A 23,204-nucleotide genomic window follows, 5' to 3' on the forward strand; every position below is an offset into this window, starting at 1 on the left:
TTTGTTCAGCTTCTCAAATCATGTTTCGCTTCCGACATCTCATGGCCTCGTTGGCCATCGCTCTCTTTGTCGTGCCGGTCCTTCAAGGGCAGGCTCCACCACCCGAAAAGCAAAGTGCCACGGTATGGATGGCGCCGCCTGCAGGTGAAAAAGGCAAATGGATTCGTGAGCTCTTCGAGCGTCCGGATGAATGGAAGGACACGCGGGAGGTGGTGGACGTCTTCTTCCAGACGGATTTGAACTTCCAGCGTCACTTCAAGGACGAGGAATTGCAGACGTGGTTCGGCATGCTCAAGCAATGGAACATCAAGCTCGCTCTCGAAGTCGGCGCGTTGAAGGAATGGGGACGCACGGGCGAAAAGACTTTTAACGCGGAGAAGCCCATCTGGGAGCGGTTGCAACGTTTGGGTGGGAACATCTATGCCATCGCCATGGATGAGCCGCTCGTGTGTGCGCGGGAGAAGATCCACGAGTCAGACGAATACGCGTTGGAAGAGACTGCGAACTACATCGCCCTCGTGCGACAACATTTCCCAAACATCCTCATCGGCGACATCGAGGCGTATCCGTCCATCTCCGTGGAGGATCATCAGAAGTGGATTGAGGGACTGGAAAAGAAGCTGGCGGCACGCAAGGTGCGCGGCCTCGACTTCTACCGCCTGGATGTGGACTGGATCCGGTTCAACGTACAGCAGAAGGGCTCTTGGCGGGACCTGAAGCGGCTGGAGCACTACTGCCGCGGACGAAAGCTGCCCTTCGCTCTGATTTACTGGTCCTCCGGCTATCCCGCGATGCAGCATCGTGGGCTCGCGGATGACAGTACGTGGTACACTTCCATCATGCAGCAGGGCTATGACTATGTGAGCGTGGATGGCAGGCCGGACCACTACGTCATTGAGAGCTGGGTGGGCGCACCTTCGAAGATGGTGCCGGATTCAGCCGACTGGACCTTCACGCGCTCGGTGCGCGACTTCGCGAGGAAATTCGTGAAACAACAGCCGACGGAATAGTTTTTCCTACGCCCACCCTCGCACGCACGAGCCATGATCCGCTTTTCCTCACGCATCCGCTCCCTGGCCAAGTCGCTTTGTGCCTTTCTGTTCATCAGCTCAACCGCCTCGACCTTCGCGGCGGGACTGACCGCGAAGCCGAACTTCGTCATCATCCTCACGGATGATCAGGGCCTCGCGGACTACAGTGCGTATGGAACCAGGGACCTCCGCACACCGAACATGGATCGCATCTTCCACGAGGGGATGACGTTCCAGAACTTCAAGGCCAATAGCCCGGTGTGTTCACCCACGCGTGCATCGCTACTTACAGGTTGTTATCCCGACCGGGTTGGCGTGCCGGGACTCGTGCGTGAGGAGGAACCCGGGAACAACTGGGGCTATCTGGCTCATTCCGCAGTGCTCTTGCCCAAGCTGCTGAAGCCAGCGGGCTATCACACCGGCATGGTTGGGAAATGGAACCTGGGCCTCTCTTCGCCGAACATTCCCAATGACCGCGGCTTTGACTTCTACCAGGGTTTCCTCGGAGACATGATGGATGACTACTGGAAGCACCTCCGCCATGACGTGAACATGCTGCGGAAGAACCGCGAGGTCATCACGCCCGAGGGGCATGCCACGGACCTCTTCACGGACTGGGCCTGCGACTACATTGCGGAGCGCGCCAAGAGTGGGCAGCCCTTCTTTCTGTATCTCGCGTACAATGCGCCACATGATCCCATCCAGCCACCGCCGGAGTGGCTCGAGAAGGTGAGAGCGCGTGAGCCCGGCATGGATGAGAAGCGCATGAAACTGGTGGCGCTCATTGAGCACCTGGATGCCGGCATTGGCCGCGTACTGGACACGCTTGAGAAAGCCGGCGTGTCGCAGAACACCCTGGTCACGCTCAGCTCGGACAATGGTGGCAGCTTACCCGTGGGTGCGAAGAACGGCCCCTGGCGCAGCGGCAAGACGCACATGTACGAAGGCGGCTTGCGCGTGCCCTTTGGTGCACGTTGGCCCGCACGCATCAAGGCTGGTAGCGAGACTCCGCGGACGGCGCTGACGATGGACCTCTTTCCCACAGTGCTGGAGGCTGCGGGTGCTGCGGTGCCGAAGGATATTGATGGTGCCAGCTTCCTGCCCACGATGGTGGGTGAGTCACAGCCGGAGACACCGCGCGACCTGTATTTCGTGCGCCGTGAAGGCGGCCCCATGTATGGTGGTAAAACCATCGAAGCTTTCCAGCGCGGTTATTGGAAGCTCCTGCAGGACAGTCCATTTGGCGCGCTGGAACTTTACAATCTGAAAGAGGATCCGTATGAGACCACAAACCTGGCAGAGAAGCGAAAGGACATCGTGCGGGATTTGAATGCAGGGCTGCGGAAGCAGATCCAGAAGAGTGGATCCGTGCCCTGGCAGAAGCCTGAGCAGCCGGACGACCTGAAATAGTGAGAACACTGTACGACCGGGAACGGGTGCGTCGTTAGTGAATGCCTGCCAGCCTGCCTGCCCCCATGAGTTCACTCCCTGCCCTTCACTTGTCCCCGGGTTCTTTGTTTTCCACTTTCAGATGCCTGATCGTTGGGGCGCTTCTGGTGTCCGGTGGTTTGGAGCTCCATGCGCAGAGCCCCAGTGTGGCGGAGTACAAATCGATCCAGGAAGCGCTCGACGCGAATCCCGGCAAGATGGTCTACCTGCCCCAGGGAGACCACGTGGTGTCCGAGCGCATCACCCTCAAGCATGATGGCAGCGGCTTGTATGGTTATGGACGCATCGTCCAGGAGAATGCAGAGCAACCCGTGATTCGCGCAGATGGCCGAAAGCGCATCATCTTGCGTGATATCACTCTCACGCGTGCGGAGGGGAAGCAGGAGAGCCGCGCAGAGGGCGTCTATCTCAACCAATGCGAAGACGTGCTGCTGGAGAATGTCCGTGTGATGGCCAACAGATCCCCCGCGGCTTCCATCAGCGTGAGGGATGGCAAGGCCACTCAGATTCGTGGCTGCGCGGTGGAGAACTACATGCGCATCAGCATCGATGACCGCACACAGTCGGAGAACTACGGCTATGCCTTTCGCTGCATTGATGGCACCGGCATTGCCGTAGTGAACAGCGAGGGCAACCTCATCCAGAACTGCCGCGTGGTGGAGCATGTGTTCGTGCCCACGCAGGCGCTCAAGGAGAAGCACGGCTTGGGGAAGTTCACCAAGAAGAATGCCGAGCGCGGCAAGCTGATGAACCCTGAAGTGTGGAATGCGGAATACGTGAACAACTGGCATCAGGGTTCCGGCATCATCGTGACTGGACCAGAAATCAGTGCGCGCACCCAGCTCATCGGAAACCAAATAGAGAATGCTGCGCAGGGCATCGATCTGCATTGCGACCAGGTCGTTGTTTCCAACAACATCGTGAACAATGCCTTCATCGGCATGAAGGCCATGCACGGTGCGCGCCATGTGCTCATCATCGGAAACCAGTTCATCAAAAATGACCTGTGGAGCATCGGCTTGATGCCCGGAGCTGCCTCACATCATGCAGAGCCAGCCACCACCGACCGTCCGGCGCTCGCTCCCAACGTGGATGGCGGATCCATCATCGCGAACAACATCATCTCGGATTTCGGCCATGGCAGCGCCTCATGGATGTGGATGGAATCGGGCTCCTGCAATCCGCTGCGTTTTGACAAGGGCCAGACACCGCAGAATCCACCGCTCACGGACGTGCTCATCCAGGGGAATGTGATCTACGATTCCGGCAAGGACTCACCTCTTGTTGATGGCGTGCCAAAAAAGGAAGGCCCGCGCTACAGCTATGCGGTGCGCATTGAGACGGATGGGAAGAACCCGCCACAGGGCCTGCACTTCAGCAACAACATCCTGCACCCCGGTAGCAAAGGTGTTAGCAACGTGGATTTGCCTCCGTAATACGGTCGCTAGAGAAGAACTCGTCTCCCATGAAACGCACGTCCCTTTCGGGCCGCCTCTCACGCCGTGAGTTTGTCCGAGCCTCGGGCTTGGCGGTTTCCGTCATGGCAGGAACCGGGGCAACCATCAAGGCCCAGGTTGCTGGTGTTCCGCCGGCTCCAGGTTCCCAGCCTGCCGCCACGGCAGCGGCTCACCGCCACCCGTTGCTGACCCCGGCAGCTCAGTTTGAGGATGTCTCCCGAGGCAATCCGAAACCGCATACGCTCACTGGCGATGCGCTGGTACAGGCCCGGCTCACTGCGGACACTTGGCGGATGGAGATCGTGGTCGATCCCTACACGAGTGAGTTGGTGAAGGAACCTGCGAGCCTGGGGAAGCAATACACGCTCGAGGCGGGCAACGCGCTGGATCTACCCACGTTGATGGAACTCGGAAAAAAGCACAGTGTGCGCTTCCTCAAAGCCATGCAGTGTCTGAACATCGCTTCGCCACTTGGCCAGGGACTGTGGGAAGGAGTGCCGCTGCGGGAGGTACTGCGGCTCTGTGGCAGCATGAAGAATGTGCGACGCATCTACTACTGGGGATTCCACAACAACAACCCGAAACAGATCTTCCAGTCCTCCCTCAGCTACACGCAGGCGATGGAAACACCGCCCGGTGAACTTCCCGCCTTCCTTGCCTACCGGCTCAATGGTGAACCCATCCCTCTCGAGCGTGGTGGTCCGGTGCGCATGGTCATCCCCTGGGCACATGGGTTCAAATCCATCAAGTGGCTCCAGCGCATTGTCGTGACGAATGACTTCAAGGCGAATGACACCTACGCCAACCAGAACAACGATCCTGAGTCACACCTGAAGACTGCGGCTTACATTGATGAGGCACCGACGACATTCGAAGGAGGGCTGCCCGTCCATTTCGGCGGTCTTGCCATCGTTGGGCTCTCCGGATTGAAGCGGGTCGAGCACTGGCTGCATCGGGTGGAGGCAGGTTCCAAGCCGGTGGTGCAGGATGATGAAGTCTACCGTGCGGCCCAGTGGACGGAGTGTGCGTTGGAAGCTCCACCTGCTGACTGGAGTTCAGTCCTTCCAGCAGGCACCTCTTCCAGGAGTGTTCTCGGATTTGATCCCATCACAGGCCAGCCCACCACGTGGCCCATGCGTTACAGTATGGTCAATTGGTCCGCGACGTTGCGGGATCTGAAGCCCGGCACCTACGAGTTTCGCGCGCGTGCTGTGGACCTAAATGGTTTTGCCCAACCGGAGCCACGCCCGATTCCCAAAACGGGGAAGAATGCCGTGCAAATGCATCGCTTTGAGGTGACATAGGCACCCAGACCCAGTGGCGTGGCCGATTGGGAGTTTTGGAACGTATATTCTTTTAAGCCCCCCATGCCAAGGACCAAGGAATTCGACGAAGCTGAAGTGCTGGATCGCGCGCTCGAGTTGTTTCGTGCTCGTGGTTTCAAGGCGACTTCCTTCGCGGATCTCACCACAGAGCTCGGTGTGAGCCGGCAGAGTCTCTACGACACATACGGCGATAAGGAAGAGCTCTTCCTCGCGGCACTGAAGCGGTACATGACAGCAGGCGCGGAGTGCATGAAGCAGCGTCTCGCCGATCCGGGACCCGTGCGCGAGGTGCTGATGGGGATCTTCGATCAACTCATCTCCCAGCACTGCGGCAAGGGTTCCCATGGGTGCCTGCTGGTGAATACGCTGGTGGAGATCGCTCCGGACTCTCGGGCACGGGCGCTGGCTGCGGAACACGCCAGGACAGTGGAGGGGCTTTTCATTTCCCGGCTGTGCGTGGCCCAGCGTGCTGGAGAAATTGAGCGTGAGAAGGATCCGGTGGAACTGGCACGGTTCTTCCACCACACCCTGCTGGGCATGGCGGTGGCAGCCCGTGCTCACGATCAGAAGGATGCGCTAAGGCAGACTGCGCGTCTGGCCCTGAAAGTGCTCGACTGAGTTCTTGGTGATTATTTTGGAATGTTTGTTCCGGAAACGCATGCGGCCGCGTATTGCTCGGAAACCATCGTTACGATGAGCACCCGAATGAGACCCTGCCTGAACGCGCATGCTCGTCCGAATGCTCATGTATTTTCTGGAACGATTGTTCCAGAAATGCGGTGGCCGACATCCTGAAGTGAAATCATCCATAGAACCATCCATGAAAGGCAAAACCATTCTTATCACCGGCGGTACCACGGGCATTGGCCTTGCCACCGCACAACTCCTCGCCAAAGAGGGTGCAAAGGTCATCGTCACGGGGCGTAACCCGGAGACGCTCGCCGCCGCGAAAGATTTGCTGCCCAAGGGCACCGCCATTCTCAAGTCCGATGCTGGCTCATTGGCCGATGCTCAGGCGCTCGGCGACGAAGTGAAGAAGCATGCCTCCAAACTCGACGGCGCCTTCCTCAATGCCGGCGTGGCGCAGTTCGGCCCACTCGAAGCAGCGACGCCGAAGCAATACGATGACATGTACAACATCAATGTGCGTGGCCCGTTCTTCCAGCTTCAGTCGCTCCTGCCATTGCTCGCCAATCCCAGCTCTGTTGTCTTCACATCGTCGATTGCAGGTTCCATTGGATTCCCCACCACCGCGCTCTATTCAGGCACAAAGGCAGCCGTCATCTCCTTTGGGAAAACGCTCGCGGTGGAGCTGGCTCCGCGAGGCATCCGCGTGAACGTGGTGAGCCCAGGTCCCATTGAGACACCCATCATGAAGAAGCTGAACCTGCCGGATGAAGCGCAAAAGGGATTCGAGGAGACAACGGTCTCCAAGTCGCTCGTGAAGCGCTTGGGCCAACCGGAGGAGGTGGCCACGGCCGTGCGCTTTCTACTTTCGGACGAGTCCAGTTTTGTCATCGGTTCGGAAGTGATCGTCGATGGCGGTGTGCGCCTGAGCTGAGTGCGGCCATCTACACCATGCTCCAAGGCGTGCTGTCACCGGGTCGCGTATCCCTGCGTGGCCCGGTGACACTTTTGGTGCAAGGATGGTGACATTGAGGCTTTCTTGCTAAACGGCAGCGTGGTGCGCGTAGCTCTGAGCCATGATTGGGAAACACGTCTGGTTCAAGGGATGGATGTTGCTCGCGTTGATGAACGTTGGGGTGTGCCAGCAAGCAGTGCGGGCGGAGGAAAAGAAGCCGGCCCCGCCACCGCCTTATGTTCTGGAGGGCAATGTCATGGTCTCCATGCGTGATGGCGTGAAGCTCGCGACGGACATCTATCGTCCCATCCAGCACGATGGCGCACCCGTGCAGGAGAAGCTTCCAGTCATTCTGACCCGCACACCGTACAACAAGACCGGAGCGAAGAAACAGGCGGACTACTTCACCAGACACGGCTATGTCTTCATTGCGCAAGACTGCCGCGGACGCTATGCGAGCGAGGGTGTCTGGCACTGGATGACGGATGATGGCGGCGACGGCGTGGATGCTGCGGCATGGATTGGGAAGCAGCCATGGAGCGATGGAAAGATTGGCATGTTTGGCACTTCCTATGTGGGTGGTACGCAGCATGCCATGGCACTCGCGGGTGCGAAGGAACTGGTCACCGTGATACCCGTGGATGCCGTCTCAAACTGTGGCGTCCAGTCCATGCGCAATGCCGGTGCGTTTGAACTGCGCTTCTGGAACTGGATCATGCTGAATGCCGGCAAGGGAAGCCGCGCGGTGCAGGATGAAGCCACCGCCGCCATGCTGAAGGAGATGGCGGACAATCGTTTTCATTACCTCGCGAACCTGCCACTGCGCAAAGGAACCACGCCACTGAAGTTCGCCCCCGAGTATGAGGACTGGCTCATCGGCGCCATGAGTCACGGGGCCAATGACGACTACTGGAAGCAGAACAACATCCTGGAGAAGGCATCTTCCTACAAAGACATGCCCGTTTACCTCGTGGGTGGTTGGTACGACTCATGGGCAGGCAACACCACGGCGAACTTCGGTGTCCTGAGCAAGGCACTGAAGAGTGACGTGTACCTCATCATGGGACCGTGGATCCACGGTGCGCAGGCGGCTTTTTCCCACGGGCAGGTGGATTATGGAAGGGACGCAGCGATTCCTGATGAACTCGCCTGGCGTCGGGAATGGTACGACCACTGGCTGAAGGGGAAGGACAACAGCGTGGGCAAAGCTGCGCCCTTCGCGAGCAAGGTGCGCATCTTCGTGATGGGCACTGGCGACGGCAGCAAGACCGAGAAGGGCATGCTCCTCCATGGAGGCGAGTGGCGGAATGAGAAGGAGTGGCCACTCGCAAGACAGCAGAGCACGGCATTCTACTTTGGAGAGGGTGGGGTGCTTGCTTGTGAAGAGCCCACGCAGGATCAAGGCTCCACCACCTTCACCTTCGATCCCAAGAATCCTGTGCCGACCATCGGAGGAAACATCTCCAGTGGGAATGACATCCTGCTGCAGGGTGCGTGGGATCAGCGCGGCGGTCCTCACGTGTGGAACTGGCCGAATCCCATTCCGCTCTCCGCGCGCAATGATGTGGTCATCTTCGAAACTGAACCACTTGCCCAGAACACAGAAGTTACGGGGGAAATCGAAGTAAAACTGTGGGCGTCCTCAAGTGCAGTGGATACCGACTTTACGGCGAAGCTGGTGGACGTGTATCCCGGAAGCAAAGACTGGCCCGGTGGCTTCGACCTGAAGATCACCGAGGGCATCATCCGTGCGCGTTTTCGCGATAGCTTGAAAGCAGAGAAGCTCATGAAGCCGGGAACGCCATATGAGTTCACCATCAGACTCTATCCCACGAGCAACGTCTTCAAGAAGGGTCACCGCATCCGTGTCGAAGTGAGCAGCAGTAATTTCCCGAGGTTCGATGTGAACCCCAACACGGGGGAGCCGCTGAACGAGCATCGACGCACGGTTACTGCAGAGAACACGGTCCTGCACAGCAAGGTCCACCCCTCCCGCATCGTGCTTCCCATCATCCCAAGGTAAAATCTCACCGCAGAACTGCCTGAGGTTCTAGGCGCAACCCGGTGGGCCATAAAAATCTTTTTGACTAGACCGACTGGTCGGTCTAGCGGTTTGAGGTCATGTCCGAAGCCCCCAGCAAAGTCAGCCTGCTCAGCGCCGCGAAGTCGCTGTTCCTCGCGCGTGGCTATGCAGGCACCTCGGTGGATACGATCTGCGAGAAAGCCGGCGTGAGCAAAGGCAGCTTCTACCATTCCTTCAAATCAAAGGAGGACCTTGGCATCGGGGTGCTGCAGTGGTCTTTGGAGCGGGGTGGAGAAGTGCTCGGCGCGCACAAGAAGGTCGCCGACCCCGTCGAGCAGTCCCTCGTGTACCTGCGTCATCTCGAGAACTCGGCGCTGACACTTTGGAGCGACGGCTGCCTGCTGGGCACTTTCGCGAATGAACTGGGTGATACCAATCCGCGGCTGCAGGAGGCGGTGGCCACGCTGTTCACAGCCGTCATCAAGGAGATCGCTGCCCGGCTTAAGGCACTGGCAGCCTGTCCTGAAATCACCTGCACCGCGAATGAACTCGCGGAAGAGCTCCTTGTGATTCTGGAAGGCTCCATCACGCTTGCGAAGGCCTATCGCGATCCGTCGCGCATTACCCGCGGCATTCGCAGTTTCCGCAAGACCCTGGAATCTCAAATTTCCAAAGCAGCAGCAAAGGCCGCCTGATTTTTTCGTGCTTTGACCCCATACCAACCGGTCGGTATGGGGTCGCTCCCCCCGAACCTGGACCGGACCAACCCAGTTAGAACATCATCACCATGTCAGTAGCCACCTCTGCCTCCAAGCCCGCCACCTCCAATGGCAACGGCTCCCCTGCAAAGGCCCCCCAGATCAATATGGACAAGCTGCACGCCTTCATGGGCCGCATGCTGAATGACCTTGGCGCAGCCGCCACTGGCTCCCTCGTGATCCTGGGCGACCGCCTGGGTCTTTACGAGGCCTTGTGGAAACACGGTCCGTGCACCAGCGTGGAGTTCGCCTCTGCGACCGGCCTGCATGAGCGCCATCTCCGCGAGTGGCTTTGCGCCCAGGCGGCCGCGCAGTACATCGAGTACGATGCCGGGAACGAAACCTTCGCGCTCACCCCGGAGCAGGCGGCCGTCTTCGCAGACCCGAACAGCCCTGCGGCCATGGTCGGTGGCTTTTATACCATTGGCTCTGCTTACTTGGACGAACCTAAGATCGCTGAAAGCTTCCGCACCGGAAAGGGTGTGCCGTGGGGGGATCACCACGCCTGCCTCTTCTGTGGCACGGAGCGCTTCTTCCGTCCGGGCTATGAGGCGAACCTCGTCTCAAACTGGCTGCCCGCCCTGGAGGGTGTGGTGGACAAACTGAAGAACGGTGCCCGCGTGGCAGATGTGGGCTGCGGCCACGGCATCTCCACCTTCATCATGGCCAAGGCGTTTCCGAACTCCGAGTTCGTCGGTTTTGACTTGCATCCGGAGTCCATTGAAGCCTCCAACAAGCACGCTGCCGAGCACGGCCTGAAGAATCTGCGTTTCGAGATCGCTACAGCCCAGGATTTCCCGGGCGTCGGCTTCGACCTCGTGGCCATCTTCGATGCGCTCCATGACATGGGTGACCCCGTTGGCGCCTGCAAGCACATCCGCAAGGCGCTGGCAGCAGACGGCACGCTCATGGTGGTGGAGCCTCGTGCGGGAGATACCCTCACGGAGAACATTAATCCCGTGGGACGCGTCTACTACGCTGCCTCCACCATGATTTGCACCCCGGGCGCCATCAGCCAGCGGGGCGGCATGGCCCTGGGGGCACAGGCGGGCGACAAGAGACTCACTGAGGTGATGAATACCGGTGGCTTCTCCAAGGTGCGCCGCGCCACGGACACCCCGTTCAATGTGGTGCTGGAAGCACGTGCGTGATTGGATGGAAGCAATGGAGTGAGAGCGGCGGCGCTTGCCTTGAGTTGATTGGGGGAAGCGCTGCCGCAACTTGATGTTATTGCATTCGTTCCACAGGTGGTTAGTCTCGCGGCATGAGCAAGCATCTGCCTCTGGCGCTGGCCCTTTGGTGCACCTGCGTCCTCCCCGGGTTTCTCCAGGCGCGCACCTGGACAGAGGCCGCAAGCGGACGGAAGATTGATGCGGAGTTTGTCTCTTCCGATGCCGGGTCCGTGACCATCCTGATGCGCTCCGGACAAAAATACACACTGCCCTTGAGTCGCCTCGCCCCCGAGGATCAGGCGTTTGTCCAAGAGCAGTTGCGCAACAAGAAGACGCCACCGGGAGAAACACCACGCGGCGGTCCCAAGGTGAAGGACCGGTTCGAGGACATCAAGAAGCTCACGGCATCGGAGATTCCCGTGAATGGCGAGGCGCATCCCGCGCTCGCGAAGGCGGATGTAGCCATCCAGGGTTTCATGGCGGAGAAGGGCATCGGCGCTCTCACATTCGCACTCAGCAAGAATGGAAAGGTCCTGCACGATCGCGCTTTTGGCTGGGCGGATTCCTCGTTGAAAACGCCTCTCCAGCCCGGCGTGAAGATGCGGGTGGCATCATTGACCAAGCCTGTAGTGAAGTCCGCCATCCTCACCTTGATCGATGCCGGCAAACTCAAGCTCGAGGACCAGGTATATACCGTGCTGCAGCTCGACCAGTACAAAGAGGCGAAGGCGTGTGATGCGCGCTGGAAGGCAGTCACGATCGATCAGTTGCTGGAGCACAAGGGCGGGTGGGACCGCGATCAGAAGGCAGGCGATCTCACAACGCATAGCTCCGAGATGGAGCGGATGTTCCGACTGAAGCCGGATGAGCTGGAGCCCATCTACGTGGTGCGCTACGGACTCACCCTGCCGCTCGACTTCGATCCCGGAACGAAGGAGTCCTATTGCAACTTCGGCTACGTCCTCCTGGCGCGTGTGATCGAGAAGGTCAGCGGGCAAAAGTTCGTAGACTGCCTGCAGCAGACCGTGTGCAAGGAGTCTGCCGCGCCTTCATTCAGCATGAGCGCTTCGGATGCGCGCAGAAGGCAGGTGGGTGAGGTCTGGTATTCCTACCACCCCGAGTATACGCAGGAGCAGATTCCCCTGTCCTTCCAAACGGAGGCGTATGATGGCGCGGGTGGTCTGGCCTGCACCGCGGCGGACTACAGCCGGTTCCTCGAAAAGTACTGGGTCAGCGGGAAGCCTCGAAAAGAAGGTGGCTATCGCTATGCCTTCGATGGAAGCCTTCCGGGAGTCACGGCCATCTGCTCCCAACGCCTGGATGGCATCAACTACACGGCTATCGCCAATCGCCGTGATCGCGCGGGCTCGGATTGGAATGGCGAGCTGCGGAAGCGCATCGAGGAAGCGCTGGATCCCGTGGCGGGGCAGCTTCCGTGAGGAGACGGCAAGCCGTGTTCGAACCGTCTTGTCAGGTGCCGTGCAAAGCATCCAGCAGAGGGTGAGGCCACAGCGTGTGTTCACTACCCCATGGCAGATTGAATATTCAAAGATAATCCGAGCAGCTTCCGGCACGGTAATCGCTGCCATAGGGCTCCAATCTACTCCATACGACCATGGAACTGCAATCCGTTCGTGATATCGACTTCGCGGGTTTTGCCGGCAGGACATACTTTCCATCGCCGCCCGCATGGGAGGACCAGGTCCTCTATTTCCTGATGCTGGATCGTTTTTCAGACGGTCGTGAAGACAACTATCTCGACAACAACGGGACCCTAATTTCCACGGGCAGCACACCGCTCTTCGCCACAGGAGATGCGGAGAATGTCAGCCGCGTCCAATGGGAGGCGGGTGGTCACGGGTGGAAGGGGGGAACACTGAAGGGACTGGAAGGCAAGATTGGATATCTCAAACGGTTGGGCGTGACGGCCATCTGGATCAGTCCGGTGCTGAAGCAGGTGGCATTTCAGGACAGCTACCATGGGTATGGCACCCAGAATTTTCTGGATGTGGATCGCCATTTTGGCACGGCGCAGGATCTGAAGGAGCTTGTGCAGACGGCGCACGAGCACGGCATTCGTGTCATCCTCGATGTGATCCTCAACCACACGGGTGATGTGTTTTCGTATAATCCGGACCGCTACGAGCACCGGAGACCGGATGGGACCACCTACATGGACCCCAGGTGGGATGGAAGACCACACCGGGTTTCGGGATTCAATGACGCCACGGGGGCTCCCATTTTCCCCTTTGGGCAGGTCAATGCCAACGCTTGGCCAGACGGAGCTGTGTGGCCAGAGGAACTGCAGGCGGGCGGAGTTTTCACCCAGAAGGGCACCATCACAAACTGGGACTATGATCCTGAGTTTCGTGAAGGTGATTTCATGAGCCTGAAAGATGTGAGTCACGGCTCAGGCGAGACAGACCACTACAAACCATCCGAAGCACTCAAGGTCATCACCGACTGCTACAAGTACTGGATTGCCTTCGCGGATCTCGATGGGTTCCGCGTGGATACCGTGAAGCACATGGACCCGGGAGCAACCCGCTTCTTCACGTCGGCGATCCATGAGTTTGCCATGAGCCTGGGCAAGGAGCAATTCTACCTTATTGGCGAGATTACAGGTGGACGCGAGCGAGCCTTCAAGACACTGGAGATCACAGGCATGGATGCGGCGCTGGGGATTGATGACATCCCGGACAAGCTCGAATACCTGGTGAAAGGCTACCGGAATCCGGCGGAGTATTTCAATCTGTTCCGGAACTCACTCCTGGTGCAGAAAGACTCCCACATCTGGTTCCGCGACAAAGTGGTGACCATGTTCGACGACCACGATCAAGTGCGCAAAGGCAAGAACAAGGCGAGGTTCTGCGCCAATGACCGCGGCTGGCTGGTGGTGCTCAATGCGCTGGCGATGAACCTCACTACCGTGGGCATTCCCTGCATCTATTATGGCACCGAACAGTGCTTCAACGGCAAGGGGCTCGTGGAAAGGGACGGCAACGATATGTTCCTTCGCGAGTGCATGTTTGGAGGGACCTTTGGGTCATTGCAAAGCGTCGGACGTCATTTCTTCAATGAAAGCGCCTTCGTATTTCAAGAGATCGCCAAGATCACCCGCATTCGAAAGCAGGAGCTTCCTCTGCGCCGGGGACGCCAGTATTTGCGCGAGATTTCCGGGAATGGCGTCGACTTTGGACCCCCGGTCATGATGGGGGATACCATCCGCTCGATCGTGCCGTGGTCGCGACTCTTCAACGATGTTGAGGTTCTGGTCGCCATCAATACCGACTACAACAATCCCTCGGCATCCTGGGTCACTCTTGATAATGATCTGCACCGTGCCGGTGATTTGCTCACATGTCTGTACTCCACAAACCCTGCCGAGATTGGCAACCAGGTGTCTGTGGAGGCGCGGAATGGGAAAGCTGTAAGGCTCAGCGTCCCTGCTGCCGGATTTGTGATCTACAAATGACAGAGCGACGCTGAACGTGCGCGGCAATCGCTTGTGATTACTTCCGTCCCGGCAGCTTGATGGTCACGGGCACGTGATTCTCGGGCACGGAGAGATTGGCGAGCTTCTCTTTCAGCTTCGCCTGGCTTGCGGCGTCGTCGGGCAGGGATTCTTTCTGGAAGGCGGGCAGGAGCTTGTCCCACACGATGTTCAGTTCGGCCTGCATGTCGCGAGTGTTGGCGGTGATGGCGATGACGGCATCCTGCTCCGGCAGTACGACGCAGAACTGACCATGCGCACCGTCTCCACGATAGGCGTCGTGGCGGCAGCGCCAGAACTGGAAACCATAACCCTGGTCCCAATCTTTTTCAGGGTCGCTGCCATTGGAGACCTGCTTTGATGTCGCTTGCTCGATCCATGCGGCAGGCACGAGTTGCTTTCCGTTCCACTGGCCCTTTTGCAGGTAGAGCTGGCCAAACTTGGCGATGTCCTCCGTGGTAACTTCCAGGCCCCATCCTCCCTCGGTGTTGCCCTGCGGACTGCTGCCCCACGCAAATTTCTCGATGCCGAGGGGTTCGAAGAGGCGCGGCTTCAAATAGTCTGCGAGGGTTTGCCCAGTGACCTTTCCCACGATGGCGGAGAGCATGTGGGTGGCAGGTGAGTTGTAGAGGAAGTGGGTGCCTGGCTTGAAAGGGACGGGCTGGTTGAGGAAAGTTTTCACCCAGGGTTCGCTTGGAACGAAGTTCGCATTCTTTTCGTGTCCCGTGGACATGGTGAGCAGGTCACGCACGCGCATGGCCTTCAAGAACGCCGAGGGCTCTGCAGGCGCGTCATCGGGGAAGAATTTCAGCACTGGGTCATCGATGCTCAGCTTTCCCTCGGCAACAGCCAGGCCCACCGCAGTGGAGGTGAAGCTCTTGCTGAGCGAGTGCATCACGTGAAGCTTGTCCGCCGCTTCCGGTTTCCACCAGCCTTCTGCCACTACGTGTCCATGACGCACGAGCATGAAGGAATGCATGGTGTCCACCTGCTTGTCCGCGGCCTCGATGAAGGCGAGCAGGGCGGATGAGGATACGCCTTGGGCTTCCGGAGTGCTGCGGGGCAGGGGATTGGCCGCAGGCAAAAGGCTGGCGGTGGAGAAGATGAGGCCAAAGAGGCAGGTGCGTAGAGAGCGTGTCATGGCTGGGCTACAGAACGGAGGCGGCAGCGACATTTTGAGAATGTCGGGCCAATTTGCCGTCACCTGAGAGTGCGTGACGTTTGGTTGCAGGGCGTTTAACAGAGAGACGGGGAGGAAACTTCGGAGACTGAGATGGCTTTGAACAGCGCACCTGAGCACGAAAAGCTCCACCTGCCTCCAACTAACCCTCTGGCGGAGGCGGCGAATTGTAGTGCCTGCGGTCCGCGTAGATGGCGAGGAACAGAAAGCCAAAGGAAATCGCATGCAGGGAGGACACGGCCAGCCCGGCGACCGTATATGCCGTCTGCATTTCCAGGCTGGACTTGCCACCGGTCATCACACTGCGAGAGAGCCATGCGTATGCCACGGGAACGAGCAGCAGCAGGAGGAGACCAAAAAGGACGCCGCACAGCGCCAGCGTGGAGGCGCGTGGAGACTGCCGCCAGCGCACGATGACGAAGATGAGGGCCGCGGCGTAGGCGAGCAGCATGGGAATGTTGCCCACCAGGCCCGTCACAGCCATCTGCAATAGCTCCACGAGACTGTAGGAGTGCGCGGAACTCATTCCAAGAAACAGGGAATGCTATGTGCTGAGGGAGACCTACTGGTAGGACGACTCGACGCGCTTCGCCACGTCGCGATAGCCGTAGTCGTTGTTGTAGATTTCCTTCATGCAGTTGAGGTAGTCGTCGTGCTTGTTCACCTTTTCGAAGACGAGGCCCAGCTCATACAGGAGCTCCTTCTTCTCGTTGTTGAACGCGACGATTTCCTTCACCGCTTCCTGCATCGCATTGATGGCAAGGTCATTCATGTTCAGGGCTGCAAAGCAGCGGCCCAGCATGAGGAGTGCCTTGTTGCGGATGTGCGGGTTGCTCTTCGCCTGCTGAAGTTCGGGAATGGCGTCGCGATACTGCTCCACGCTGAAGAGTACCGTCGCGAGGTCGAAGCGGTAGTTCTTGTCCGTGGGGTTGCGTTCCACCTTGGACTTCGCCTCGGCCAGCAGGGTGGCTGCGCGTTCGCGTTTGATGTGGCGGATCTGCTCCCGTTTCTCCTCGATGTCGGGGGAATCGGGATTCGCCTCGATTTCCGCTTCCATCGCGTGGATTTGCTTTTCGGCGAATTTGCTGCGCACCTGCTCCACGCGAGCCTGCAGGGCCACGTCTCCAGGGGTCAGTTGGAGGGCCCAGTCGTAGTACGGGAGGGCGCTCTCCTGATCGTCCATGCGGTCATAGATGTCCGCGATGCGCTTGACCGTGTTCACATTGTTCTGATCCTGCTCGTAGTCGACGAAGTACTGGGCCAGCACCTGCTCCATCTGCTCGCGGCTCATGCCCTGCTTGTTGAGCAGTTCTTCACGATTGGCCTGGGCTTTGTCCTTCTTGGCGCCTTCAAATCCGCCAGCCCACTGATTCTTCATCGAGGACTTGGCGGCGGCATCCTTCTCGCCCTTGATGGCGTCCATGTCCGTGGCGTCCACCTTGAGGATGTGGCGGTAGACGTCGCTGGCCTTTTCCGGGTGCTCAAACGCCATGTAGTGCTGGGCCAGAGCATGCATGTTCCGGGTGTTTCCCGGATGTCCTTCGCGGATTGTTTCCAGGGCGAATGCAGCCAGGTCGTTTTGGGCCAGGCGCATGGCTTGATCGTAGAGCTGCTGGTTGGCGCTGGGATTGTAGGGGTCCTTCTTGAAGACGCCGTCTTCAAGTTCCCAGATAGCTTCCCAGGGTTCCTTCTTGGATGAGCCGGTCAGTTTCAGGCCGCCAAGGCTCAGGCCACCGCCAAAAAGGCCCTTTTTCTGCCCCCTCACGAGCTCGGCTTCTGCACGGCGGAGCAGCCGGCGTCCGTCCAGAAACGTTGGGCACTCCTTAATGACTGGCAGCAGGAGATTGATGGCATAGTCGAAATTCTTGAGCTGCACGGCGCTTTGGCCTTTGAGCCAGAGGTTTTTCTGCTGCTGGGGGAGTTCGGCTTCGATCATGGATGTCTGGAACGATGAATAGGGTTTCGGAAAAAGTGTAACAAAAAGGTCGGTCGACGAAAAGAGTCTCGTTCGTCAGGGTTTGCCATTGGGCGTCGGTGTGGGAGACGGGGCGGCATTCTGCTGGGCCTCTGCCAATCCCTTGCCGCTCAGCACGGAACCCAGATTCTTCCACTCCGTCTGGAACCCCTCGCTGAACCCCTTCCATCCGAAGCCATGCTCGAAGGCCACCATCCAGGAGTAGGTGGCCAGCAGGAACGCGGCGATCCAGAGTATTCGGGCAAAAAGACGCATGACGGATTTTCAGTTTAAATTCAAAACGCTCCGTGCGGCAAGCGCGGAGTTGTTTCCTGCACGCTACGTGCCAAAAAGCTCGCGAGCCAGTCCTTCCGCCACTTCCACGAACGTCTCCGCGAGGGGTGAGAGCCGACCCGCCCAGATGGCTCCCACGGTGAACTGGGGGAAGCCCACCAGCGGCAGCTCCCGGACACCTTCGGGCTGCTCGCACCCCGGCAGACGCAGGCTCACCCCGACTCCGAAGCCCTCGCTGACATAGCGGGCGACCAAATCGAGCCCACCGAGCTCCAGGCTGGGCACCCAGTCCACCCCCCGCTCGCGCAGTCCCGCTTGGAAAGCCCGGCTCACGCCCTCCGCAGGGCCGAGGGTGATGAGCGGGAGGTCGATGCGGTCTCTGGACAGCAGTTCCTCCGCACTGGTGATGCCACTGTCTTCCTTTACGAGGAGGGCCAGGGTCATGCGGGCGAAGTCGCGCGTCTCCAGGCCTGCCTCTGCTTTTTTGGTCAGGAGGGCGATGCCGAGATCCACCTCCTGCGCCTGCAGAAGGGTCTCACACTCCTCCTGCCTGCCGTGGGTAAGGGTGAAATGGAAGCCGGGCACGCGCTTCCGCATGCGGGAGCAGAGCTCCGGCAGGTACTCGCGCTGCACAATCTCCGGCGCGGCGATGCGGAGACGGTCCTCTCCACCGCCGCGGAGTTGACGGCCCACCTCGTCCATTTTCGAGAAGAAGGGCAGGATGAAGTCATAGAGGGTACGGCCCTCCTTCGTGAGCTGGAAGGGACGCCGGCGGAAGAGGGTGACGCCGAGGTCATCTTCGAGCTGCAGAATCTGCGCGCTGATGGCCGGCTGCTGGATGCCATAGGGAATCTGCCGCGCCGCCGCACTCACGCCTCCATGCCGGGCTACATAATAGAAGAGCTCGAGGTGGTGGACGTTCATCATGGGAGTGGGGCGCTGCGGGAGGGAGGGTTGATGGTCTATGGTTGATAGTTGATAGCCTGAGTCAATGAACCTTTTGGGGATGTCGGGCAGGGATTGCATCGCCGGATGGGCGGGCCTTGCCTTCAAGGAGCGGCTGCCCGGCGTGGCAGGGCGGCCGACTTTTCATTGTTGAGGAGGGTGCAAACGGGTTCTCGTACGCGGCACTTCCCTCGTGGGAAGAGAGTTCAGGCTATCAACTATCAACCATAGACCATCAACCTCCCTCCATCGGGTTTCTCAATACTGGTCCCTGAAATTTCAATTTTTCATTCCTTCCAGGGGAGGCGAATCTCCGCGCCAGCGGGGCAATCTTTTCCCGCATCACCCATGGAAGTTCTAGGTCTCTTTGTCCTGCTGCTGATCTTTATCCTGGTCGTAGTAGTCCCCATCGCCGCCATCATCACCGCCCGGGGAGCCCGGGACCAGGCCGAGGCCACGGAGCGGCGGCTGGAAGCCTTGAAAAAACTCATCAACGACCGCCACGGTGAAGTGATGAGGAGTGTCGCACTGCTGGAGGAGCGGATTGCGGAGTATGAAAGTGCCGTTGCTCAAGCGACAGCCAGTGTGGAGACGGCTTCTGAGGCTGCCCCGGTGACTGTTGAGCCAAGAGTGGAGTCGATTGCCGAGGTCATGAAGGCGGCTCCTCCTGCGATGCCGGCAGTGTCCCCAGGCGAAGTGCCCACCCTGCACGAGGAGGAAGCGGAAGCCCAAGAGGTGTCCACGCCTGCTCCCGCATCGGCGGGCCCCCTCGCGCAACCGCCACCCCTGCCGCCCCCGTCCATACTGGCAGCTGCGAAGGTGGCCGAGCCTGCGAAGATGGCGCCGCCTCTCCCGGCGATGCCTCCTGTTCCCATCACGCCTCCGCCTCTTGTTGGGAAGGTATCGGCTGCACCTTCCCGGCCTTCCACACCGGCCACGGCAAAGCCTTCTGCCGGCACACTGGAGCAGTTCATGGGCGTGAAGCTCTTCGCGTGGGTGGGTGGACTGGCTCTGTTCCTGGGCATCGTGTTCTTCATCAAGCTGTCGTTGGAGAAAGGCTGGATCTCGGAGACGGCACGCATCGCCATCGGGTATGCCACAGGTCTGGCGCTGGTGGGCAGCGGGTGGTGGATCAATGCACGCAAGCTCTACACTGTGCTGGGACAAACGCTCTGCGCCACGGGCGTCGTCGCCCTGTATGGCGTGACCTTTGCCGCACATGGGTACTACCACTTCCCGGCCTTCACGCCGATGGTGTCCTTTGGTGTGATGTCTGCCATCACCATCGGGGCCTTTCTGCTGGCGGTGCGCATGGAGGCGCAGGTGGTGGCCATCCTCGGGATGCTCGGTGGCTTTCTCACGCCCATCCTCTGCTCCACGGGACAGGACAATCCGTTTGGCCTCTTCAGTTATATCGCGTTGCTCGATATCGGTGTGCTCGCCGTGGCGATGCGCATGGGCTGGCTGCATCTCGCGCCGCTCGCGGCAGGCGGTACGGCGCTCATGCAGATGGCGTGGACCATGGTCTTCTTCACCAAAGGTGACTATGCACACGGCAGCAAGGTGTGGATACCGGTGAGTATCTTCCTGGGATTTGCCGCGCTCTTCACCGCGGTCTCGTGGTGGCAGGCTTCGCGCAAGGAGCGCAGCATCTTTGCTCCGGTGTCGGCGATCATCTTGTGCGTGAGTGCCATGCTCGCGGCTCTCGCTTTTGCCATGCATGGTGACTCGCCGGACAGACCAGCCATGCTCTTCGGCTTCGCTCTCGTGGTGAATGCACTCGTGGCTGCGGTGGCGTGGAAGGAGCCCTGTGTGCGGGTGGCCATGCTGCCTGCAGCTGGCGCCACGGTGTGCCTGCAACTCGTGTGGGGCACGCATTTCTTCATTCCGATGGGCTATGCCGAAGGCGCAAAGACGTGGGGCGCGATGGCCATTTTCCTCGGCTTCGCAGTCGCGGCCACGGGTTATCTCTGGTGGAAGATGCGGACGCAGAAGCCCGGCAAGGGCGAGGACGAGTTCGGCTATGTGCCCACGGCGACCGCGCTGCTCTTCTGTGCGAGTGCGCTGGTGGCGGCGTTCGTTTTCCTCGCGTTTGGCAGCATCACCTCGCGTCCCTTCACGCTGTATGCCTTCGTCCTGCTTACGGGTGTGCTGGTGATGGGCGTGTCCTGGCTGGATGTGCGGGCGCGTGTGGCGCCTATCCTTGCGGCGTTCGCGTCCTTCCTCCATCTCACCTTCTGGACCAGCACGCGGCTTACGAATGAGCTGCTGCCTTCAGGTCTCGTGGTGTTCCTGGCCTTCGGTGCACTGTACACCGCGTTCGTCGCTGTGTGGCAGAAGCACAAGACAGCGCCGCTCGGCGTGCCGATTGGCTGGGTGCCGGTGCCCTTGCTGGTGCTCATCATGACTCCGGTCATCAATCTGGCGGAAGTGCATCTCGCGCTGTGGCCGGTGCTTTTGATGGTGAATCTGGGCATCCTCGGTCTGGCGGTGTACTCGCGGAAGCCGCTCACCGTCGTCATCTCCCTGATGCTCACCATGGTCACCGTGGGCATTCTGTTGATGAAGATGCCTTCGGGTGACCTGACCAACATGCCGCTCTTCCTCACGGTGCTGGGTGGGTTTGCTCTGGTCTTCTCGGCCGCGGGATGTGTGATGACAAACTTGATTCTGCGTACGCAGGATGCGGATGAAACGGACCGCACTTTGGCGAAGTTCCTGCCCATCGGCGCGGCGGGCATGCCCTTCCTGCTGCTGGTGATGGCGGTGCTGCATCTGCACGTGCCGAATCCCTCGCTGGTCTTTGGCATGGCGCTGTTGCTTTGCGTATTCATGCTTGGGTTCGGCTTGTATATGCGCGTCACCGTGCTCCCTCTCGCGGCGGCGATTGGCGTGCTGCTGCTGGAGTTTGCGTGGCATGGACGCGCGTTCAGTGTGGAGAGCCCGGTGGTGCCGCTGCTGTGGTATCTGGGCTTTGGTGCGCTCTTCATGGTGTATCCCCATGAATTCCGCCGGAAGCTGCAGGAGCATGTGGCTCCGTGGATCGCTGGTGCGGTGGCGTGGGCGGGCACCTTCCTGCTGGTGTATGATGTGGTGAAGCGCGTGTGGCCCAATGAAGTGATGGGCCTGTTGCCTGCCGCCTTTGCTTTGCCAGCGGGTGCGAGCCTGTATGCCGTGCTGAAGCTGCATCGTACGGAGAATTCGGCGCGTCTCTCACAGCTTGCGTGGTTCGGTGGACTCACGCTGCTCTTCATCACGCTCATCTTCCCCATCCAGTTTGAGAAGCAGTGGATAACCCTGGGCTGGGCATTTGAAGGTGCGGCCCTGTGCTGGCTCTACCGTCGCGTGCCGCATCCCGGCCTGCGTGGCACGGGCACGGCGTTGCTGGTCATCGCTTTCATCCGTCTGGCGCTCAACCCCTGGGTGCTGGAGTACCAGGTGCGTGGCGACACCATGCTGCTGAACTGGCAGCTGTATGCGTACAGCCTTGCTGCCGCTGCCTTCTTCCTCGCCGCGTGGTGGCTCAATCCTCCCCGGCATCTCATGATGGGCATCCACCTGCGTGCGCTGTTTGGCACGCTGGGTACCATCCTGCTCTTCCTGCTGGTAAACATCGAAATCGCCGATGCCTTCACCTCACCGGGTGCGCCGTACATCGTGTGGGAGTTCAGCGGCAACTTCGCCCGTGACATGACCTACAGCATCGCGTGGGGCCTGTTCGCGCTCGGATTGCTCATCGCGGGGTTCATCATGCACAATGCACCCACGCGTTATGCGGGCATTGGGTTATTGGGCATCACGTTGCTGAAGCTCTTCTTCCACGACCTCGCCCGCATTGAAAGCATCTATCGCATCGGCGCGCTCATCGCCGTGGCGTTGATTGCACTCGCGGCATCGTTCTTGTACCAGCGGTTCCTCAACATGAACAAGGAGGAGTCAGCGCGGCCGGACGGTGAGCAGTAAGCGGTGCGACGGTAGGACGGTGGAAGGCGCGTCATGTCACGTGGAGTGAGGTGGCGCGTGGTGGGAGGGGAAGAACGCAAAGCAGCGGAGCAGCAAAAGATGAGCAGGAGGTTAGGCGTCTCGCCTGACATTGGGCGTTGGGCCTCTGGCCTGACGGCTGCTCAAACTCTCATCGGGGGGCGTGCATGGACGATCCCCGTCAGGAGCACGTCCGGTTAACCGCAAAGACGCAGAGGGGCAAAGGACGCGGAGGGGGGAGGGTGGGTGCAGGGGACGTTTTTGAGTGAGAGGAGGTGGTGTGTCAGCCGATGCAGAGGAGGCAGAGATGCGCAGGAAGCGTTGGAAGGTGGGTTTGGGGCAGTCTTGGAGGGTCGCGAAGCAGCGGAGCAGCAAAGAGGAGTGGAAGGGGACGCGGAGGATGTACCAGTCGTGCTACCGTACCTGACACACGCCTCCGGTCTATTTCTCCGCCCGCCAAACGACTGGTAGGGGGCTGCTGCGTCGGCCTCCTAATCAGGTGGGCGGAGGTGGTGTGGAACTGGTGCGTGAAAAGCCGATTTCACCCGGATGCTCCGCCC

At 59.7% G+C, this 23,204-nt stretch carries 17 protein-coding genes; 12 read left to right on the forward strand and 5 right to left on the reverse strand.

The features are described 5' to 3' along the window. The first annotated feature begins 20 nt into the window (after positions 1–20). From DES53_RS16035 to DES53_RS16085, 11 genes are all read left to right on the forward strand, one after another. Complete coding sequence (locus DES53_RS16035; RefSeq protein WP_113959294.1) at positions 21–1,010, forward strand: hypothetical protein; 990 nt, start codon at positions 21–23, stop codon at positions 1,008–1,010. Between the two features lie 33 nt (positions 1,011–1,043). Further along, positions 1,044–2,441: a sulfatase family protein gene (locus DES53_RS16040; RefSeq protein WP_113959295.1), complete on the forward strand. Its 1,398-nt coding sequence runs from the start codon at positions 1,044–1,046 to the stop codon at positions 2,439–2,441. 65 nt (positions 2,442–2,506) lie between these two features. Continuing rightward, positions 2,507–3,916 (forward strand): right-handed parallel beta-helix repeat-containing protein, encoded by a 1,410-nt coding sequence (locus DES53_RS16045; RefSeq protein WP_113959296.1) that lies wholly within the window; start codon positions 2,507–2,509, stop codon positions 3,914–3,916. Positions 3,917–3,945: 29 nt separating this feature from the next. Further along, on the forward strand, positions 3,946–5,241 hold the full coding sequence (locus DES53_RS16050; protein ID WP_113959297.1) for a molybdopterin-dependent oxidoreductase: 1,296 nt from the start codon (positions 3,946–3,948) through the stop codon (positions 5,239–5,241). Between the two features lie 63 nt (positions 5,242–5,304). Continuing rightward, positions 5,305–5,880: a TetR/AcrR family transcriptional regulator gene (locus DES53_RS16055; RefSeq protein WP_113959298.1), complete on the forward strand. Its 576-nt coding sequence runs from the start codon at positions 5,305–5,307 to the stop codon at positions 5,878–5,880. Between the two features lie 202 nt (positions 5,881–6,082). Beyond that, a complete protein-coding gene (locus tag DES53_RS16060) occupies positions 6,083–6,823 on the forward strand; it encodes an SDR family oxidoreductase (protein WP_113959437.1) in 741 nt (246 codons plus the stop codon). 142 nt (positions 6,824–6,965) lie between these two features. Beyond that, positions 6,966–8,867: a CocE/NonD family hydrolase gene (locus DES53_RS16065; RefSeq protein ID WP_211325570.1), complete on the forward strand. Its 1,902-nt coding sequence runs from the start codon at positions 6,966–6,968 to the stop codon at positions 8,865–8,867. Between the two features lie 98 nt (positions 8,868–8,965). Further along, positions 8,966–9,562, forward strand: coding sequence for a TetR/AcrR family transcriptional regulator (locus DES53_RS16070; protein ID WP_113959299.1), 597 nt, complete (start codon positions 8,966–8,968; stop codon positions 9,560–9,562). Between the two features lie 170 nt (positions 9,563–9,732). Beyond that, complete coding sequence (locus DES53_RS16075) at positions 9,733–10,776, forward strand: class I SAM-dependent methyltransferase (RefSeq protein WP_342782369.1); 1,044 nt, start codon at positions 9,733–9,735, stop codon at positions 10,774–10,776. Between the two features lie 113 nt (positions 10,777–10,889). Beyond that, positions 10,890–12,236 carry a serine hydrolase domain-containing protein gene (locus tag DES53_RS16080; protein WP_113959301.1) on the forward strand — a complete coding sequence of 449 codons (1,347 nt, stop codon included), beginning with the start codon at positions 10,890–10,892 and terminating at the stop codon, positions 12,234–12,236. A 176-nt stretch (positions 12,237–12,412) separates the two neighbouring features. Beyond that, positions 12,413–14,272 carry an alpha-amylase family glycosyl hydrolase gene (locus DES53_RS16085; protein ID WP_113959302.1) on the forward strand — a complete coding sequence of 620 codons (1,860 nt, stop codon included), beginning with the start codon at positions 12,413–12,415 and terminating at the stop codon, positions 14,270–14,272. Between the two features lie 37 nt (positions 14,273–14,309). On the opposite strand, the gene DES53_RS16090 is transcribed toward DES53_RS16085, so the two are convergent. From DES53_RS16090 to DES53_RS16110, 5 genes are all read right to left on the reverse strand, one after another. Then, positions 14,310–15,431: a serine hydrolase domain-containing protein gene (locus tag DES53_RS16090; RefSeq protein WP_113959303.1), complete on the reverse strand. Its 1,122-nt coding sequence runs from the start codon at positions 15,429–15,431 to the stop codon at positions 14,310–14,312. A 181-nt stretch (positions 15,432–15,612) separates the two neighbouring features. Next, entirely contained in the window at positions 15,613–15,996 is a 384-nt protein-coding gene (locus DES53_RS16095; protein WP_113959304.1) for a hypothetical protein, read from the reverse strand. Between the two features lie 36 nt (positions 15,997–16,032). After that, complete coding sequence (locus DES53_RS16100; protein WP_113959305.1) at positions 16,033–17,406, reverse strand: tetratricopeptide repeat protein; 1,374 nt, start codon at positions 17,404–17,406, stop codon at positions 16,033–16,035. A gap of 75 nt (positions 17,407–17,481) precedes the next feature. After that, on the reverse strand, positions 17,482–17,700 hold the full coding sequence (locus DES53_RS16105; RefSeq protein ID WP_113959306.1) for a hypothetical protein: 219 nt from the start codon (positions 17,698–17,700) through the stop codon (positions 17,482–17,484). A 63-nt stretch (positions 17,701–17,763) separates the two neighbouring features. Beyond that, positions 17,764–18,645 (reverse strand): LysR family transcriptional regulator, encoded by an 882-nt coding sequence (locus DES53_RS16110; RefSeq protein ID WP_170157160.1) that lies wholly within the window; start codon positions 18,643–18,645, stop codon positions 17,764–17,766. A 366-nt stretch (positions 18,646–19,011) separates the two neighbouring features. Between DES53_RS16110 and DES53_RS16115 the strand changes: the two genes are divergently transcribed. After that, complete coding sequence (locus tag DES53_RS16115) at positions 19,012–22,626, forward strand: DUF2339 domain-containing protein (protein WP_113959308.1); 3,615 nt, start codon at positions 19,012–19,014, stop codon at positions 22,624–22,626. Positions 22,627–23,204 lie beyond the last annotated feature (578 nt).

This window comes from Roseimicrobium gellanilyticum, from assembly GCF_003315205.1.
Classification (GTDB): domain Bacteria; phylum Verrucomicrobiota; class Verrucomicrobiia; order Verrucomicrobiales; family Verrucomicrobiaceae; genus Roseimicrobium; species Roseimicrobium gellanilyticum.